Source organism: Flavobacterium restrictum, from assembly GCF_007097245.1.
In the GTDB taxonomy this organism is placed as follows: domain Bacteria; phylum Bacteroidota; class Bacteroidia; order Flavobacteriales; family Flavobacteriaceae; genus Flavobacterium; species Flavobacterium restrictum.
This window is the reverse complement of sequence record NZ_VJZT01000004.1, coordinates 43209-60753: the sequence shown is the minus strand read 5'-3', so window position 1 is coordinate 60753 and position 17545 is coordinate 43209. Positions and strand designations below refer to the sequence as shown.

The 17545-nt window shown below is 33.6% G+C and carries 16 protein-coding genes; 11 read left to right on the top strand and 5 right to left on the bottom strand.

All coding sequences use genetic code 11. The annotated features are described in order from the left end of the window. The first annotated feature begins 85 nt into the window (after positions 1 to 85). The 3 genes from FNW21_RS05745 (at position 86) to FNW21_RS05735 (ending at position 1488) form a co-directional block, all read left to right on the top strand. Entirely contained in the window at positions 86 to 643 is a 558-nt protein-coding gene (locus FNW21_RS05745; protein WP_144255787.1) for a DUF937 domain-containing protein, read from the top strand. A 79-nt stretch (positions 644 to 722) separates the two neighbouring features. Further along, entirely contained in the window at positions 723 to 1151 is a 429-nt protein-coding gene (locus FNW21_RS05740) for a DUF6146 family protein (RefSeq protein WP_144255786.1), read from the top strand. 31 nt (positions 1152 to 1182) lie between these two features. Further along, positions 1183 to 1488, top strand: a complete 306-nt coding sequence (locus FNW21_RS05735) for a DUF6787 family protein (protein WP_144255785.1) — start codon at positions 1183 to 1185, stop codon at positions 1486 to 1488. 4 nt (positions 1489 to 1492) lie between these two features. Here the strand turns inward: FNW21_RS05735 and FNW21_RS05730 are convergent, their stop codons facing one another. Both FNW21_RS05730 and msrA read right to left on the bottom strand, forming a co-directional pair. Next, positions 1493 to 1795: a hypothetical protein gene (locus tag FNW21_RS05730; RefSeq protein WP_144255784.1), complete on the bottom strand. Its 303-nt coding sequence runs from the start codon at positions 1793 to 1795 to the stop codon at positions 1493 to 1495. A gap of 41 nt (positions 1796 to 1836) precedes the next feature. Further along, entirely contained in the window at positions 1837 to 2385 is a 549-nt protein-coding gene (gene msrA / locus FNW21_RS05725) for a peptide-methionine (S)-S-oxide reductase MsrA (protein WP_144255783.1), read from the bottom strand. Between the two features lie 166 nt (positions 2386 to 2551). Here msrA and FNW21_RS05720 point away from each other — a divergent pair, with 166 nt between their 5' ends. Then, the gene (locus FNW21_RS05720) at positions 2552 to 3229 is read left to right on the top strand and encodes an ABC transporter ATP-binding protein (RefSeq protein WP_144255782.1); all 678 of its coding nucleotides are present in this window, start codon (positions 2552 to 2554) and stop codon (positions 3227 to 3229) included. A 6-nt stretch (positions 3230 to 3235) separates the two neighbouring features. Then, positions 3236 to 4012: a TIGR02757 family protein gene (locus FNW21_RS05715; protein WP_144255781.1), complete on the top strand. Its 777-nt coding sequence runs from the start codon at positions 3236 to 3238 to the stop codon at positions 4010 to 4012. 14 nt (positions 4013 to 4026) lie between these two features. On the opposite strand, the gene FNW21_RS05710 is transcribed toward FNW21_RS05715, so the two are convergent. Continuing rightward, entirely contained in the window at positions 4027 to 4416 is a 390-nt protein-coding gene (locus FNW21_RS05710; RefSeq protein ID WP_144255780.1) for a response regulator, read from the bottom strand. Beyond that, the gene (locus FNW21_RS05705; protein ID WP_144255779.1) at positions 4409 to 6046 is read right to left on the bottom strand and encodes a GAF domain-containing sensor histidine kinase; all 1638 of its coding nucleotides are present in this window, start codon (positions 6044 to 6046) and stop codon (positions 4409 to 4411) included. The genes FNW21_RS05710 and FNW21_RS05705 overlap by 8 nt, the downstream gene beginning before the upstream one ends. A 530-nt stretch (positions 6047 to 6576) precedes the next feature. Between FNW21_RS05705 and FNW21_RS05700 the strand changes: the two genes are divergently transcribed. The 5 genes from FNW21_RS05700 to FNW21_RS05680 all read left to right on the top strand — a co-directional run bounded on the left by FNW21_RS05700 (position 6577) and on the right by FNW21_RS05680 (position 13391). Next, positions 6577 to 8739, top strand: a complete 2163-nt coding sequence (locus FNW21_RS05700) for a DUF4838 domain-containing protein (RefSeq protein ID WP_144255778.1) — start codon at positions 6577 to 6579, stop codon at positions 8737 to 8739. 198 nt (positions 8740 to 8937) lie between these two features. Beyond that, complete coding sequence (locus FNW21_RS05695; RefSeq protein WP_144255777.1) at positions 8938 to 10155, top strand: HEAT repeat domain-containing protein; 1218 nt, start codon at positions 8938 to 8940, stop codon at positions 10153 to 10155. After that, positions 10152 to 11579, top strand: a complete 1428-nt coding sequence (locus FNW21_RS05690) for a glycosyltransferase family 2 protein (protein WP_144255776.1) — start codon at positions 10152 to 10154, stop codon at positions 11577 to 11579. The genes FNW21_RS05695 and FNW21_RS05690 overlap by 4 nt, the downstream gene beginning before the upstream one ends. A 13-nt stretch (positions 11580 to 11592) precedes the next feature. Next, positions 11593 to 11949, top strand: a complete 357-nt coding sequence (locus FNW21_RS05685) for a response regulator transcription factor (RefSeq protein WP_144255775.1) — start codon at positions 11593 to 11595, stop codon at positions 11947 to 11949. Between the two features lie 92 nt (positions 11950 to 12041). Further along, positions 12042 to 13391 (top strand): DEAD/DEAH box helicase, encoded by a 1350-nt coding sequence (locus tag FNW21_RS05680; RefSeq protein ID WP_144255774.1) that lies wholly within the window; start codon positions 12042 to 12044, stop codon positions 13389 to 13391. Positions 13392 to 13728: 337 nt separating this feature from the next. Here the strand turns inward: FNW21_RS05680 and FNW21_RS05675 are convergent, their stop codons facing one another. Beyond that, positions 13729 to 14712 carry a polyphosphate kinase 2 family protein gene (locus tag FNW21_RS05675; RefSeq protein ID WP_221932049.1) on the bottom strand — a complete coding sequence of 328 codons (984 nt, stop codon included), beginning with the start codon at positions 14710 to 14712 and terminating at the stop codon, positions 13729 to 13731. 282 nt (positions 14713 to 14994) lie between these two features. On the opposite strand from FNW21_RS05675, the gene FNW21_RS05670 reads away from it, so the two are divergent. Beyond that, positions 14995 to 17502 carry a M14 family zinc carboxypeptidase gene (locus FNW21_RS05670; protein ID WP_235889595.1) on the top strand — a complete coding sequence of 836 codons (2508 nt, stop codon included), beginning with the start codon at positions 14995 to 14997 and terminating at the stop codon, positions 17500 to 17502. Positions 17503 to 17545: the final 43 nt, after the last annotated feature.

Sequence of the window (17545 nt, the reverse complement as noted above, 5' to 3'; positions counted from 1 at the left end):
TTTTAAGGGAATTTAGTAAAATCGTTTACTAAATTCCCTTTTTTTTTAATTAAATTTGATGTCTAATTTTAACCCTAAAGCCCTTATGTTTGAACAATTAACCCAATTAGCACAGCAATTTGGCAATGATGCCGTTGTCAACAATGCCTCAATTCCTAACGAACACAACCAAGCAGTGGTAGACGAAACCAGTAGTTCTATCTTTTCGAGTTTGCAAAAAATGGCTTCCGAAGGCGGAATAGAACAATTAGCGGGTTTGCTGCAAGGCAACAATGCTCACGATTCGTCCCATCCTGCAGTACAGCAAATTACCCAAGAATTGACGGGTAGCCTGGGCGAAAAATTTGGATTGAGTAGCGAAGCTGCTTCGGGAGTGGCGGCAAGTATGATACCAAAAATACTAGGCGGCTTGATGAATAAAGCCAATGATCCGAATGATAGTTTTCAAATCTCGGATATTATTGGAGCCATTGCAGGCAACAGCACACAAGCTTCCGGAATGATGGATACTATTTCTAAATACGGAACACAATTTGGTTTAGATCAAAATGCGGATGGCAAACTAGACTTACAAGATGCACTTGCAGTTACTAAAAGCAGCGGTGGTATTGGTGGTTTTTTAGGCAGTTTATTTGGCAAATAACACCATTTACAGTAAGTAAAGAGTCATTTGTATAAATGACTCTTTACTTTTTTTAGTTTAAAAATTCAATCGGTGTTTTATGAAAAATAGTTTTTACCTCATCCTTATAGGCTGTGTGCTACTCGCCTGCTCCACCTCAAAACCAGAGGTTGTAATGGTCACAAAAACTATTGCTACAAAGGATACCATCAGGATTGCAAACGATTCTTTGGACTACGAAGTCATAATTATTGATGCTGGATTTAGTTCTTGGCTCGACTCTAGAGCCTATCCTAGAAAATACCATTCCCTGAATTATTTAGAAAGTAAAAATCAATTGTACGTGAGCGAATGGAATAATCGGGTGCTACAGCCTCAACTATATAATCCTAATTTGTACGAAATGACTATTAATTATGATCCAATGCTTCGGTATGGATATGAGGTAAATTACTTAATTTACAACTACATGATTTATTTTCAAAATACGAATAAACAAAAACTCTTTGGTACAGTTCCCACAAGATAATTTTTTATATTTGTAATCATTATAAATAAAAATGAACAAATTAAAGCAACGTTGGGGAATTAGTTCGAATTATCAACTTACAATGATACTACTTGTATTTGCGATTACAGGTTCAGCATCGGCTTGGTTGTCTAAACCGCTTTGCTTTTGGCTTGGCATCACAAATGAAAGTTTGGGTTTTTGGTTCACACCCGTTCGGTTATTACTTATTTTTCCTTTGTATCAAATAGCACTAGTGGCAATAGGTTTTTTATTTGGTCAATTTGAATTTTTTTGGGCTTTTGAGAAAAGACTATTGAAAAACCAAGGATTTGGATTTTTGTTTAAAAAAAAGTAAATTTCTACACATTTTTCTTGATACAATAAGTATAAAACCAAGTCAAAGTAAAGGAAGGAATCACATCCGTAAAAGGGATAATTTCTTCGAGAAAAGTCAAAACTCCAGCCACTTTTCCTACGCGTCCATTATACATCATAGTCATCAAAAAACCAGCAAGCGGTGCCCAAACCACATCCGAAAACTCACCAATCAATGGGATTGTGAATGAAAGCATTCCTATTCCGTCCAAAAGTAATCCTAGCATTAACTTTTTGTTTCTAATGGAATTATAATCAAGTTGCTTTGTGTTAGGTACCACTTCCATAGTATTTAATTTTAGATACGGTTTACCAAAACTGATGCCAATTATTTTTTGAGCTTACTGGAAAATACTTTTTTTAGTTTGTTCATCTTTGGGGTAATAATATAACTACAATACGCTTGTGAGGAATTTAATTGGTAATAATTACTGTGATAAGTTTCGGCAGGATAAAAAATACTTGCCATCGAAACCTTGGTTACCACTTTTTTTCCAAATACATTTTGGTCATTCAACAGAGCGATATAGGCCATTGCCACTTCTTTTTGGCTTTCGTTATGACAAAAAATTTCGCTGCGGTATTGTGTGCCAACATCATTTCCTTGTCGGTTTAAAGTCGTGGAATCGTGGGTGGCAAAAAAGATTTCTAGTAACTCCTCGAAGCTAATTAATGAGGAATCAAATACAATTTCAATCGCTTCGGCATGACCCGTATTACCATTGCAAATTGCGGCATAGGTTGGGCTGGTTGTCATGCCGCCAATGTAACCCGATGTTACTGATTGTACTCCTTCAAGGGCCAAAAAAACAGCTTCGGTACACCAAAAACAGCCTCCTGCCAATGTTGCTATTTCGAATTCTTGCGTATCATTCATATTTTATTTGTATTTGAAAAAAGAATGGATTTTTCTTTTTCAAAGTTATTCAATATAATCGAACTGGCTATTTATTAACTTTAATTTATAGTCTGTTCTACAAAATTATGCTGCGTTCCATTTCATTATCAAGAGAATCTTTGTTTCTTTGTAAAAATAGTTTTAAATGATACAGGCCAAAAACATACACAAATATTACGATCAACTTGAGGTGCTAAAAGGAGTTGATTTGCACATTCAAAAAGGAGAAATCGTCTCGATTGTAGGCGCTTCGGGTGCTGGCAAAACTACTTTGTTGCAAATTCTGGGAACATTAGACCAACCCACTATAGAAAACGAATCTTGTTTGACTATCAATGGACAAGATGTTTTAAAAATGAATGACAAAACATTGTCTAAATTTAGAAATTTAAATTTAGGCTTTATTTTTCAGTTTCATCAACTTTTACCTGAATTTACCGCTCTGGAAAACGTGTGTATTCCCGCTTACATTGCTGGCAAAAAACCATTGGAAACCGAAAATGAAGCCAAAAAATTATTAGAATACCTTGGGCTTTCGCATCGAATAAACCACAAACCAAACGAACTTTCTGGTGGAGAACAACAACGAGTTGCCGTAGCAAGAGCCTTGATCAACAAGCCCGATATTATTTTTGCCGATGAGCCTTCTGGGAATTTAGACACCCATTCAGCCGAAAACTTGCATCAATTATTCTTTCAACTTCGGGACGAATTGGGGCAAACTTTCGTCATTGTAACCCATAACGAGGAACTTGCCAATATGGCGGATAGAAAACTTGTGATGGTTGATGGACAAATAAGCAATCAATCGTTCCAAAAGTGATACCGCATGACTACAGTTGAACTCAAAGAATTCCTAGACGAAAAAGTAATTTTATACAACAATTGTGATTTTATAGAAAGCGATCCAGTGCAAATTCCGCATCTTTTTACACAAAAAGAAGATATCGAAATTGCAGGTTTTTTGAGTGCTACCATTGCTTGGGGAAATCGCAAGATGATTATCAAAAATGCCCATAAAATGATGGATTTGATGGGGAATACACCTTATGATTTTGTCCTGTCCCATTCGGAAACCGACTTGGAGCGATTGGAAAATTTTGTACACAGAACCTTCAACGGGACTGATTTTGCTAGTTTTATAAAAGGCTTGCAACATATTTATAAAAATCACGGTGGGCTAGAAACTGTTTTTACAAAAAAAGACGGGGACAATGGCAAAACAATTAATCTGCAAAATACCATTCACGAATTCAAGCAACTTTTTTTTGAGATTCCGCATCACTATAGAACCCAAAAACACATTTCGGATCCATTAAATGGTTCGGCCGCAAAACGCATCAACATGTATTTGCGCTGGATGGTGCGTCAAGACAACAAAGGGGTGGATTTAGGGATTTGGAAAAACATATCGCCCTCCTTGTTATCCTGCCCATTAGATGTACATTCGGGCAATGTGGCTCGGAAATTAGGGTTGCTTACTCGTAAACAAAATGATGCTAAAGCATTGGCAGAACTAGACCTAAAACTACGGGAACTTGATGCAAATGATCCTGTAAAATATGATTTTGCATTGTTTGGATTAGGCGTTTTTGAGGGATTTTAAAAATATATAGGACTCTAAATTCCTAAAATTGCTTTCAATTGGGATTCATTGGTTGGTTTTTGTATAAAATTCAAAACAGTTTTATACTTTCTACATTTTTTAATTTCTCTTTTATCAATAGTGGATGAAATAACGTAAATCGCTAATTGATTTTTGAAAGGCAACTGCTTCAATTCCTCGAGAAACTGCCAACCATCAAGGACAGGCATATTCAAATCCAAAAAAATAATATCTGGAAAAACCTGCTTGTTATCAAATCGTTTCTTGAGATCTGACAGGGCAATTGCACCATTTTTTAGATGTTTAATTTCACTGAAATTTTGAATTTTAGATAGTATTTTTTTGAAAATGGAAACAAAAATAGCGTCGTCATCTACAATATAAGTTAAGTCAAATTTATTCATATAATGTAAATTTGAATTCAGAACCAATACCTACTTCACTGGAAACAGCTATAGTTCCACCTAGCGCTTCGACATGATTTTTAGTCATAAAAAGGCCCAATCCTACAGCATCAGGATTCCCATGAAAGGTTTTATACATTCCAAAAATCTTATCACCATTCCTTGTCATATCAATCCCTAAACCGTTGTCAATTACTGAAATTCGATATTGTTGTGCGGTTATTTTTGTGGTATTAATGGTAATTATAGGATCGCAATGTGGCGATTTATATTTAATTGCATTAGTAACAAGATTAAAAATAATACTTTCAAAATATGAGGGAATTGTTCGTATAAATATATCCTCGGCAATATTTACGTTTACAAGAACGCGTTGATTGCGAATAATTACATTTATTCCTATCAGACTTTTTTCGATAATGGATTTTAGGTTTACGACTACTTTTTGCTGTTTTACATTCAGTTTTAAACTTATGGTGTCGTTAAGATATTGAATGGTTTCCGAAAGTTTGTAGTTACTTTCTTTCAATAATTCAAAATACTCTTTTTTCTCAACTTCATCAGTCGTATCCGCCATGAGTTCAATAATCATAGCCATATTACTAGTATTAGATCTAATATTATGCGAAATGATATGCGTGAAATCCAGTAGTTTTTTGTTCTGAATTTTAGAAATCGAATACAATTTTTGAATTTTTATTTCGGCGTTTTTTTGAGCTGTAATATCTCTAGAAATGAGAATGTATTTAGTATATTGCCCGTGCTCATAAAGGACACTTGCGGTATCTTCTCGCCAAAAATATTTATCTAATTTTCCTTTAATTCTAAACTCATACTTAAAATTGGCCGCTTGTTTAGCTAAATGTTCATTTATAAATTCCCTGACCCCTTCTACTTCATCAGGATGAATATGGGAATATACTTCTTGCAAGGAAAAATGCTGTAATTCATTCTCGCTATAGCCTAATAATTTCCTGTAGGAAGGCGAAATATAAGTCACAATACTGTTTTCAAACACAACAAACCCATCAGTAGAATTATCCGTAATTAAGCTTAATTTGCGCTCACTATCAATAAGTTTAAGTTCGGTTTTGCGGCGCTTATATTGCGCAATCATAACAATTAAAATATCCGCAATTGCTTTTGCAAAAGCCAAATCAGATTCGCTCCAATTTCGTGTTTGATCCCGATGCTCACAGCACAAAACTCCTGTAATACTACCATTTTCACGAATGGGCAAATCAAGCATATCCGTTATTCCGTTAGGGATCAAATAACTGTATTTGAGTTCTTTGGTGTAATCGTTAGTTCGAGCATCATCAGCAACAATTGCAATTCCGTTATTCAAAGCCTGAAAATAGTTGGGTAAATCTCTGGCTTGAATATCATTAGACAAACTATGACAGCCTTTATTTTTATCGAATAAATTAATACAAACCAGCCTGTCCTCCAGAAGTTCCCAATAACTAGCTCGGTCTATTGATAAACCGTCGACTAATGTTTCAGTTATTATGTTATAAAAATCAGCAACTAAAACAGTATCTACAAACGAATTTTGATACAATTGTACCAATAAATCAAAGTGTTTTTGTGTAAATAATAAGTTTTTACTGATGTTGCTTTTTTTCATAAAAATATACAAATAGGCGTGTCTTTGTTTTTATTTTATAAAAGTATGTTATTTTTTTAACATTTAAAAAAAATAAAACTATTTATAATCAATTACTAATCAATTGCTTTTATAATTTTAATATTCCTTATTGTACAATTACAAAAAACAATACAAAAACAGTTCTTTATAAACCACTTTTAAGCAACATCAATACGTTAAGCTTTTTTTGTAATCCTTTTTTTAGAATTAAAATTCACAACCTATTGAAAATTAAGCTCTAAAAACCCCATAAAAATAACGTAGCTTTGTTAAAAAAATCAAGCAAATAAAGAGTATTGAAACATTCCATTATTTAAAATCCCTACAACTAAAGGGATAGTTTAGCTATTAAGCCTTTGATTGTAGCAAACTTTCGAGTAATTATGTTCCTGAAATAGTATAATTTAGTGATTCTTTTTTACCAAATACTTCCTCAAAAACAATCAATGAATACTAAATTCATACATTTTGTCACACCATTTTTTTTACTTTTTTTAAGTACTTTAACCATGGCACAATCTCAAATTGTCATCAACGCAAAAAATGCAATTAGCATCTCCTCAAATAAACTAAAGCCAGAAGCAATAGTATTAAAAACCTATTTGGATAAAGGATTTTCAAGCCCTTTTGTCATTCAATTGGAGAAGGAAATTAAAGATAAAAAAACAGTAATTCGGCTTGAGCTTTCCAATCATAATAACACCATTCCCAATAATGGATTCCTTATAAAAAGTGATTCGAAAAACATATTCCTAATAGCTCCAAACGAAAAATTGTTGCGTTATGCCATCTATACGTTATTAGAAAACTGGGGTTTTAGAAAATTTACTGCCCAAGTAGATTACATTCCTAATTTAAAAACGGTTGAATTCCCAAAAAAAACTTTGCAAATCAACAAACCCTCATTTGAATACCGAGTCCTCCTGTACCCAGATGCTTATGATGAAGACTTTAGAGACTGGCATAAATTAGATTGGTATCAAGATGATTTTAGTATTTGGGGACATTCCTTTGATATGCTTGTGCCTCCAAAAACCTATTTTAAATCAAATCCAACTTTTTTTGCCTTATACGAAGGTCATCGAAATGCCGAATCATTATGTATGAGTAATGATAGTGTTGTGCCTATCATCCTAGAAAAGATGAAGCAAATTATTGCCGATAATCCTAATGCTACCTTTTGTTCCGTGAGTCAAAACGATAGCATGATTTATTGTGAATGTGAAAAATGTAAAGCTTTGAACGAAAAACTGGGTGGTTCACAGGGATCTCTTTATGTTTTTTTGAATAAAATTGCTGCTCATTTTCCAAAAACAAAAATTACCACATTAGCCTATTTACATACTTACAAAGCACCCGAAAACTTAAAAATCGCACCTAATATCTACACGTTTTTTTGTCCAATTGAATTAAACCGAGGGATTTCGCTAATAAACGATCCAAATACTTCATTTATAAAAACACTTCAAAAATGGAGTGCAACAACTTCACATCTTTATTTATGGGATTATACGGTGCAATTCTCAAACTATTTATCGCCCTTTCCCAATATTCAAACTTTTTCAGATAATTATAAACTATTCAAGAAAAATAAGGTAAAAGGAATATTTTCGCAAGGTTATGCGGATGTGCCCGGCGATTTTACAGAATTAAGGCAGTATGTATTAGCTAAATTAATGTGGAATACAAACATTGATTGTGACGCCACGACCAATGATTTCTTGAGAGGTTTTTATGGAAAAGCGGCAGTAATAATCAAAAAATATTTGAATCTTTTGGCACAAAACCAGCAAGAATCAAATTCTTATTTAGACATTTATTCTGGTCCAGTTCAAAGTAGAGCTACTTTTTTGACACCAAATGCCATGAATCAGTACGATCAATTACTAGACGAAGCTTTTGACAAAATTAGTCCTGATTCTGTTTTGGCAGCACGAGTTCAAAAATTACGATTAGCATTAGAATATGCCTATTTTGAGCAATCAAAATTTTATGGAAAAGACCAACACGGTATGTTCATTTATACCGAAAACGGACATAAAGTAGTAAAAGCGGGACTTACCGAAAGAGTGTTTGATTTTACACAACAATGCACCAAAAACGGAATTTATGAATTAAGTGAAGGGGGTTTATCGCCTGAAAAGTATTACGAGCAATGGTTAGCGATTGCCAATAATCCAGCAGAACATCTTGGCGAAAATATGGAAACAACTTTTTTGACCCCTCCTGCTGATGACTACAAAGGAAAAGGAAGCTATGGACTCGTTGATGGCACCCGAGGCTACAAAAATTACAATAGCAACTGGATTGGCTGGTATGGAAACAATCCCGAAATAGAACTAAAAACGAATCAATTGCAATTCAATCAATTAAAAATAAATTTTTTAAATGACCAACGCCATTGGATTTTTATTCCAAAAAAAGTAACAGTATGTGGATTGAAAAATGAAAAATGGGTAGTCTTAAATGAAAGCGTTTGCGCACCAATAGAGGAAAAAAATACTATTGAAACTAAAACAATTGTAATAGAAAATCCACTTTTTAAAGATTTTGAAATCCTTAAGATAACGGTTGAAAACCAAGACGAATTACCACCATGGCGAAAAAGAAAAAACAAGAAACCAATGGTAATGCTAGACGAAATTGAATTTTATAGTCCAAAAAGCAATTAAATCGTATAAAAATCGATAAATTATTAAAAATAACAATGCGATATGGTTTTTAAAGTTTTTATTTCGCAAAAATGGTCGTTCTTTAGCAATTAATTCGGTTTTAGTGCATTAAGAGTTAACTTTGTGTTCACCAAAAATAAAAAAAGCAGTCTTTTTTTTGATACTCAATTGTAAAAACCGAATAAATAAAATTAAAAAATGATTGATTTTCTATGCTTTTTGATAAAAAATAAAACTGCATTTACTGGTTTTATCTTATCAAAATTAAATAATTCACTTTATTCGAGTTCCCTAAAAACAACACTAACAGCAAATTTCAACACTGTTTTCAGTTCAGAATTTTTATATCCATTATTTAAGTACTATGTCAATCCTTTTTTACTATTTATAGTTATAGTTCTTGTTGTTTTATTAATTGCAAATCGATACGGTTTTGAGAAAAAAATCCAAATCAAAAAAGAAGTAGAACAAAAAATAAATGATTTTCTGACTGAAATTATTTTTTCTAATTGTACTACGGAGGAAATTAAAGAAAAAATCAAAGCGTTTATAACCGTAGAAGTTCCGTTTAACAAAAAATGGTGCCGAGAAATTATTCTAAAAAACATTATTACCGTAAAACGAAACATTAATGGTGTTAATCCAAACCAAATGCTATTGATTTATAAGTATTTTGGATTTAATATTTACAGCGATAAACTCATAAAAAGTCGCAGTTGGGAGAAAAAATTATTGGGAATTTACCACTATCAAATTTTAGATTATAAAATTAAAAAAGGACGAATTAGACCCAATATTTATGTAAAAAACAAATTTTTGAAATCAAATGCTTTAGTAGCCGTTATTTCGCTTTCTGACGAAAAATTTGAATTTTTAAACAATTATGAAAAAAAAATAGCAACAGCAGATGAACTGAAAATTCTAGATATCATTCATCAAAAAAAAGCAGAGTTACCCAAAAATATCAACAACTGGATTTATAATAAAAATAGTTCTATTGTTACATTGGCTATAAAATTAATGATTCGGTATCGAGAATCATTGACCAAAGAGCAAATTCGCTATCTTTTGAAAAATGAAAATCCGCAAGTTCGCAAGGAAACATTACTAGCCATACGGACTTTGTATATAATTGAAACTAGTGCCATTTTAATCGATTATTACAAAACAGAAACCGATAAAAGATGTCAGATTTCGGCATTAAAAACAATTGGTAGTGTTGGCGATCTAGAGGCAAAACAATTCATAGTGAGTATTTTTAAGGATGAAAAAGATTTAGAAATAAAATTTGAAATCGTAAAAAGTATCATCAAACTAGACGAACACTTTTTTGACACTTACCAAACTCAAGACGCTACCGAAAAAGAAATTATATCCAAAATCATTTTACACGTAAATACACCCTATTTAAATTGAATATTCTAAAAGACATACTGACAGGCTACGAAAAATTAATATCATTTTATGCGATCCTATACATTTTTGTGTATTTAATTTTGGCCATTCTATCGTGGGTTGCCATCAAAAGATATTACAAATCAAAGTATTATTTGCTGAAGGAAATATTGGTAAAATCAAATCATGTTGTTGGCGTTTCTATTGTTGCACCAGCATTCAATGAGGCAACGACTATTGTGTACAACGTTAAATCATTACTTTTTCAAGAGTATCCAAAATTTGAAGTAGTTATTGTAAACGATGGTAGCACGGATCAAACGCTCGATAAATTAATAGCCGAATTTAGTTTGATAAAAGTGGACTTTTTTTATCAAGAAAAAATCCCCACACAACCCGTAAGAGGTCATTATAAGTCAACTAATCCAATCTATTCTAAACTATTAGTAGTTGATAAAGAAAATGGAAAAAGCAAAGCCGATGCCTCAAATGCAGGCATTAACTCGGCAAAATACGGACTATTTTTATGTACTGATGTGGACTGTATTTTACGAAAAGACACCATCGCAATGCTAGCAAAACCCTTTATGGAAAATACTGAAAAAGTGATTGCAACTGGTGCTGCAATCCGGATTTCTAATTCCTGTGAGTTCAAAGATGGTATGCTGTATCAATCTCATTTTCCAGATAATTTTTTTGCACGATTTCAAGAATTAGAATACATACGCTCGTTTTTATTTGGTCGAATGGCATGGAGTAAAGTAAACGGTTTATTATTGGTTTCTGGTGGATTAGGAATGTTCGACAAGGAAACCGTTATCGAAGCGGGCGGTTATTGGCATAAATCACTCGGCGAAGATATGGAACTCATTACCCGAATGAGAAAATTAATGCACACCAAAAAAGAAAAATTCCTAATCATTTATATTCCAGAATCACTCTGCTGGACAGAAGTTCCTTCGAGTATGACTATCTTTTTAAGACAAAGAGTTCGCTGGGCAAGAGGATTAATTCAAACTTTATATTTACACAAAACGACCGTTTTTAATCCTAAATATGGCGCAACAGGTTTTCTTGTTTTGCCTTATTATATCTTTTTTGAGTTTGCAGTGCCCATTTTAGAAGTAATTGGTTTGCTGGTATTACTTGTTGATTTTTTCTTTTTTAATATTAACTTCCCTTTTCTATTGGTAGCAAGCGGATTTGTTTACCTTTTTTATATTACAATCACCTTAATTTCGGTGTTATTAGACCAATTAATTTACAAACACTACTCCGGAATTAAAGAAATAATTATTCTAATTGCTATGGTTTTTATAGAACCTCTCGTTTTTCATCCCATAAATGTTTTTGCCTCGATAAAAGGTTATTTTCATTTCTTGAGGCAAAAAGAACAACATTGGGGCGTTATGGTACGGCAAGGTTTTAATAATGTTCAAAAATAAAATAGTCAAAATCATGAAAAAAATATTAATAATAGAAGACGATAATTTAATTGTAAAAATTCTTGATTTTATATTGAAACGAGAAGGATACGAAACATTTATAGCCAAAGATGGTAATGATGGAATTGCAAAAATTAGCGAAATCCTTCCTGATTTAATAATCACGGATGTGATGATGCCGTATAAATCAGGATTAGAAATAACGGGCTATGCCAAAAAGAATTTCCCGAAAATACCAGTTATCATTGTTTCGGCTTTAGGAAAAGAAGATTCAACGGTAATAGAAGGCTTCAAGTTAGGTGTTGATGATTTTATAGCCAAACCGTTTAATCCTATTGAATTGGTTTTAAGAGTAAAACGGTTTGTTTAAATTCCATACGGAATGGGCATAATACAGTAGATAACAAAACGATAAATCAGTATCCTTATAAAAAACGTATCTTTGCACAAAATATACGTTTTATGACTTCTTTCGAAAAATTCAATCTCCCAAAATCCGTACAAAAAGCAATTGATGATTTAGGCTTTGTAACCCCAACACCTATTCAACAAAAATCATTTTCGGTAATTATGTCGGGTCGTGACATGATGGGAATTGCGCAAACAGGTACAGGGAAAACCTTTGCTTACCTTTTGCCTTTATTGAAACTTTACAAATTTACACTTGGACATACACCCAAAATTGTTATCCTAGTTCCCACACGAGAATTAGTAGTTCAAGTGGTCGAAGAAGTGGAGAAACTGACTAAATACATGTCTGTTCGAACCATTGGAATCTTTGGTGGTGTGAACATAAATACTCAAAAAACGACTGTTTATCAAGGCTGCGATATCCTTGTAGGAACTCCAGGACGCATCATGGATTTAACATTAGACAATGTAATCCGGTTTGAAGAAATGCAAAAACTGGTTATCGATGAGTTTGACGAAATGCTCAATTTAGGTTTTAGAACTCAACTTACTGCAATTTTGGCCATGATGCCAAAAAAACGCCAAAACATCCTTTTTTCGGCAACCATGACTGATGAAGTTGATGCTATTTTGAACGACTTTTTTGATTATCCAGAGGAAGTTACCCTTTCGGCATCAGGAACACCACTCGAAAACATCAAACAAGTTACCTTTCCAGTTCCGAATTTTAACACCAAAATAAATTTACTAAAACACCTTTTGGATACCAACGAAGACATGAGTCGCATATTGGTTTTTGTCAATAACAAAAAAATTTCGGATATGGTTCACGAGCGTATCGAGGAAGATTTTGAAGGACAATTTGGTGTTATCCACTCTAATAAATCCCAAAATTATCGATTGAGCACGATGGCTGAATTCCAAGAAGGAAATCTTCGCGGATTAATCACAACCGATATTATGGCTCGAGGATTAGACATTTCGAATATTACCCATGTAATCAATTTTGAAATGCCCGAAATGCCCGAATTATACATGCACCGCATTGGTCGGACAGGGCGTGCAGATGCCACTGGGACAGCAATTAGCTTTATAACGCCGCGTGAGGAAGAATCTAAAGTGGAGATTGAAGTCCTCATGAATAAAGAACTTCCTTATGAAATTTTTCCAGAAACGGTCGAAGTTTCGGCCAAACTTATCGAACCTGAAAAAGACCGACAAGCCATTAAATTTTTGATGAAAAAACAAAAATTGGAGGGAGATGGCGCTTTTCACGAAAAAAGCAAAAAGAATAAAAAAGTAAACCTTGGTGGTCCTGGTGTTACCAAGAAAAAAACCCACGGTTCAGTCAATAGAAATATGTTGAAAAACCAAGCCAAGAAACGTAAGGACAAAAAATAGTCTTTTCAATTACTTGTTCTATAATAATCCTTTAAATTTTCCACTGATTAATACCAAACCAATCAGTCGAAAATTTAAAGGATTTATTATTTCAAATCAAGTAGCAGTTTACTTTTAGCTATAAATTTCGTTACGATTTATGGATATAAGTAAGTCGAAAGTTTAAATGTCATAAAGTCAAAAGAAGCAATTGCAATGAAAACAATTATAAATGAGCTAATTAAAAAACATCATCTGATTTCAAAACACACCATTATACCATGGCTATTACTTAAATCTACAAAAATCGGCTAATAGGCGGTTGAATTGTTTAAGAAGACACAAAGATTATAGCGATTTATTTTTCGGCTAGTAATGCTTTTTTTATTTCGTTTAATTCAGCTATTTTATCAGCATTTACTTTTGGATATTCTAAATTCAAATCGTCGAGCGCATGAATAATCGCCGAGGCAATTACAATTCGTGCATACGATTTATTATCGGCTGGAACCACATACCAAGGTGCGTTTTTGGTAGCTGTATTTTGAATTAAATTTTCATAAGCAGCCATATAATCGTCCCAATAACCGCGTTCTTTGGCATCAGCGGCACTAAATTTCCAGTTTTTATCTGGATTTTCAATTCGTTCTATAAAGCGTTTTTTTTGTTCCTCTTTGGAAACATTTAAGAAAAATTTCAACACAATAGTGCCATTGCGATGCAGGTATTTTTCAAAATTCCGAATGTCTTCAAAACGTTCTTCCCAAATATTTTTGGTTATCAATTCTTCGGGGAGTTTTTGTCCTAGCAAAATTTGTTGGTGCACGCGCACCACCAAAACTTCCTCATAATAGGAACGATTAAAAATACCAATCCTACCTCGTTCTGGCAAATGTTTTTGGCAACGCCACAAAAAATCGTGGTCTATTTCCTCTGGACTCGGCGCTTTGAAGGACGAAACTTGACAACCTTGCGGATTTACACCTGACATCACATGCTTAATAGCACCATCTTTTCCAGCGGCATCCATGGCCTGAAAAATTAAAAGTACCGACCATTTATCCTGTGCATACAAAATATCTTGCATGCCAGATAAGGCTTCGACTCCCAATTGCAAGGTTTCAGCAAGAAGCATTTTGTTTTCGGGATCGATATCAAATGAGGCGGAAGTATCGTAGTTTTTTAAAGCAAAATTTTTAGATTCCATAACACGAAATTGCTTCGAAAAATCTTTGGTTTTCTTCATTTTTTCACTTTTACTCAAGGTTTTGAAAAGATGAAAATCAGGAATTGATTTTTCGTTTTTAGAATTCTTGTCTTCGGATGATTTGGATTTTCCCATTGTTTTCGTTTTTTAGAGGCAATCGTTAGGGTTTAAAAACACAAAATGGTCTTGTTTTCTAATCAAATTTAATAAAATACCTATAAATTAGGAATAAAAGAAGCTTTTTTTTGTGAGTTCCCATTTTATGGTGCTGCTAGTTGTACTAAATTCAAAAATCCCTTTTTTTAGACTAAATCGCTAGGAATAGGGTTAATTTATAACATTTTATGATATATTTGTTTTTTTTAGTTCTCTCTTTTAATTGTCATGAATTTTGTAATAATAGTAATTCCTTCTCGTATGAAAAAAATAATTTTTGCCTTCTTTCTCTTCTTTACTTTCTTAAGTTCGAACTATTCACAAGTACAAAGTCCTTCGGAATTTTTGCCAAATTACGGAAAACAAATCACCCATTACCATCAAGTGGAAGCTTATTTTAAGCAACTTACCGAGCAATCGACTTTTATAAAAAAACAAAAATACGGGCAAACCAATGAACAACGGGATTTGAATGTGTACTTCATTTCGACTCCAGAAAATTTAGCCCATTTAGAGCAAATTAGAACTAATAATCTAGCAGCTATTGGTATGTCGAGTCAGAAAACGCAAACTACTGGAGATAAAGTAATTGTTTGGTTGAGTTTTAATGTTCATGGAAACGAATTCGCAGGTACCGAAAGTGCTATGACGGTTGCCTATGAGCTAGTTAATCCCTCGAATGTTACCACTAAAGAATGGCTTAAAAATACGATTGTAATTTTGGATCCTTGCATTAATCCAGATGGCTATTCTCGATATGGAAATTGGTTAAGAGAAATTTCAGGCAAGAATACCCATCCAGGATTGACTGATAGGGAGCATATGGAGGTGTGGCCGGGCGGGCGTTACAATCATTATATTTTTGATTTAAACAGAGATTGGGCGTGGCAAACTCAAACCGAAACCCAACAACGCATTGCATTATACAACCAATGGATGCCACAAGTACATACCGATGTGCATGAAATGGGGTATAATTCTCCTTATTTTTTTCCTCCTTCAGCGGAGCCTTTGCATGAGTTTATAGAAAAATACCAAAGAGATTTCCATACCCTTTTAGGCAAAAATATTTCCGCCAAGTTTGACAAGGAAAATTGGATGTACAATACTAGAGAACGCTACGATTTGTTTTACCCTAGTTATGGCGATACATATCCTACTTATAATGGGGCTGTTGGCATGACATTAGAGCAAGGAGGTATTGGGGCGGGACGCGAAATTACAATGTCGAATGGGACTAATTTAACCATCAAAGATCGCTTGACGCATCATGCCACAACGGTTTTGACGGTTGTAGAAACTGCCGCTTCGCAATCCGAGCAATTGCTTAAAGGATTTAGAAGTTTCATGACTGATTTTAGAAAAAATACCAAAGGAAAATACGCTACTTATGTCATGAAAAGCAATCCAAAGTTGGATCAAATGACGCAATTATTACAAAAAAACGGAATCGAATACAGCTACGCCGATGCCAAACAAAATGCTTTTGGTTACGATTATCAAACCCAAAAAGAGCATCCTTTTGCTATAGAACCTAATGATTTAATTATAAAAGTCGACCAACCAAGAGCTGTTATGACCCAAGTGCTTTTGGAACCAAATCAGAAATTAAATGATAGCTTATCCTACGATATTACCGCTTGGACACTACCACTGGCTTATGGAGTTAAAGGATATGCTGTAAAAAATAGCATTGGAATTAAAACAAAATCCGCAATTGCTATTCCTGAAGTAAACGTTCCAGCAACGGTCTACGCTTTTCATATTCCTTGGAACAATAGAACCTCTGCTCAAGTTTTATCGCAGTTGCATCAAAATAATATCAAAGTGCGATCTGCCATGAAGGAAGCTATTTTTGGGAGTACGACTATTGCGCCGGGAAGTTTAATTGTTACCAAAGGTGATAATCCAAAAATTGTTGATTTCGAAAAAACAGTTAGTGCTATTATCAAAATAAAATCTGATTATACGGTAATAACTACTGGTTTTTCGGCAAATTCTAAAGATTTAGGAGGCGAAAATTTTGTGTTATTGCCAGCACCCAAAATTATTTTGTTTTCAGGAAAAGGAGTTGGATCTACAGAGTTTGGTTCGGTTTGGTTTTATCTGGATCAAATATTGGGATATCCAGTAAGCATAGTTGATGTAGATAAATTTAAACGAATTAAACTTCACGAATACAACACGCTAATTTTGGCCGATGGGTATTACGATTTTACGGAAGCCGAGCAAAAAGAACTTTCCGAATGGGTAAAAAATGGAGGTAAAATTATAGCCATGAACGGTGCTTTGAGTCTTTTTGAAGGAAAAGAAGGATTTGCGTTGAATTCGTATGCCAGTGATGACGAAAAAGTAAAAGCCGAAAAAGATGCCGCTGATTTAGAGCTAAAAGCACGATTTTTGGATTATGGAAACGAAGAGCGACGCGCCATTTCGGCTTCAATTCCTGGAGCTATTATAGAGAACATTCTTGATAAATCCCATCCTATGGCTTTTGGTCTAGGGGATACTTACTTTAGTTTAAAAACAGATGATAGGCATTATTCGCTTCTCAAAAATGCTTCCAATGTAGTTTATGTACCCAAAAATTTCAAAAGTTATGGTTTTGTTGGACATGAAATCAAGAAAAAATTAAATGAAACCGTAAGTTTTGCCGTTGATAGTAAAGGAGACGGAAAGTTAATTTATATGGTTGATAACCCTTTATTTAGATGCTTTTGGGAAAACGGAATTTTATTGTTTAGCAACGCCTTGTTTTTGGTTAACTAAAAACACATACCGAAATCAATAAAAAACTAATCTGATTTTAACC

What these genes read in the sequence shown, in the direction of transcription:
- FNW21_RS05745 (WP_144255787.1), top strand. Translation starts at nt 86, where the DNA reads ATGTTTGAACAATTAACCCAATTAGCACAGCAATTTGGCAATGATGCC.
- FNW21_RS05740 (WP_144255786.1), top strand. Translation starts at nt 723, where the DNA reads ATGAAAAATAGTTTTTACCTCATCCTTATAGGCTGTGTGCTACTCGCC.
- FNW21_RS05735 (WP_144255785.1), top strand. Translation starts at nt 1,183, where the DNA reads ATGAACAAATTAAAGCAACGTTGGGGAATTAGTTCGAATTATCAACTT.
- FNW21_RS05730 (WP_144255784.1), bottom strand. Translation starts at nt 1,795, where the DNA reads ATGGAAGTGGTACCTAACACAAAGCAACTTGATTATAATTCCATTAGA.
- msrA (WP_144255783.1), bottom strand. Translation starts at nt 2,385, where the DNA reads ATGAATGATACGCAAGAATTCGAAATAGCAACATTGGCAGGAGGCTGT.
- FNW21_RS05720 (WP_144255782.1), top strand. Translation starts at nt 2,552, where the DNA reads ATGATACAGGCCAAAAACATACACAAATATTACGATCAACTTGAGGTG.
- FNW21_RS05715 (WP_144255781.1), top strand. Translation starts at nt 3,236, where the DNA reads ATGACTACAGTTGAACTCAAAGAATTCCTAGACGAAAAAGTAATTTTA.
- FNW21_RS05710 (WP_144255780.1), bottom strand. Translation starts at nt 4,416, where the DNA reads ATGAATAAATTTGACTTAACTTATATTGTAGATGACGACGCTATTTTT.
- FNW21_RS05705 (WP_144255779.1), bottom strand. Translation starts at nt 6,046, where the DNA reads ATGAAAAAAAGCAACATCAGTAAAAACTTATTATTTACACAAAAACAC.
- FNW21_RS05700 (WP_144255778.1), top strand. Translation starts at nt 6,577, where the DNA reads ATGGCACAATCTCAAATTGTCATCAACGCAAAAAATGCAATTAGCATC.
- FNW21_RS05695 (WP_144255777.1), top strand. Translation starts at nt 8,938, where the DNA reads ATGATTGATTTTCTATGCTTTTTGATAAAAAATAAAACTGCATTTACT.
- FNW21_RS05685 (WP_144255775.1), top strand. Translation starts at nt 11,593, where the DNA reads ATGAAAAAAATATTAATAATAGAAGACGATAATTTAATTGTAAAAATT.
- FNW21_RS05680 (WP_144255774.1), top strand. Translation starts at nt 12,042, where the DNA reads ATGACTTCTTTCGAAAAATTCAATCTCCCAAAATCCGTACAAAAAGCA.
- FNW21_RS05675 (WP_221932049.1), bottom strand. Translation starts at nt 14,712, where the DNA reads ATGGGAAAATCCAAATCATCCGAAGACAAGAATTCTAAAAACGAAAAA.
- FNW21_RS05670 (WP_235889595.1), top strand. Translation starts at nt 14,995, where the DNA reads ATGAAAAAAATAATTTTTGCCTTCTTTCTCTTCTTTACTTTCTTAAGT.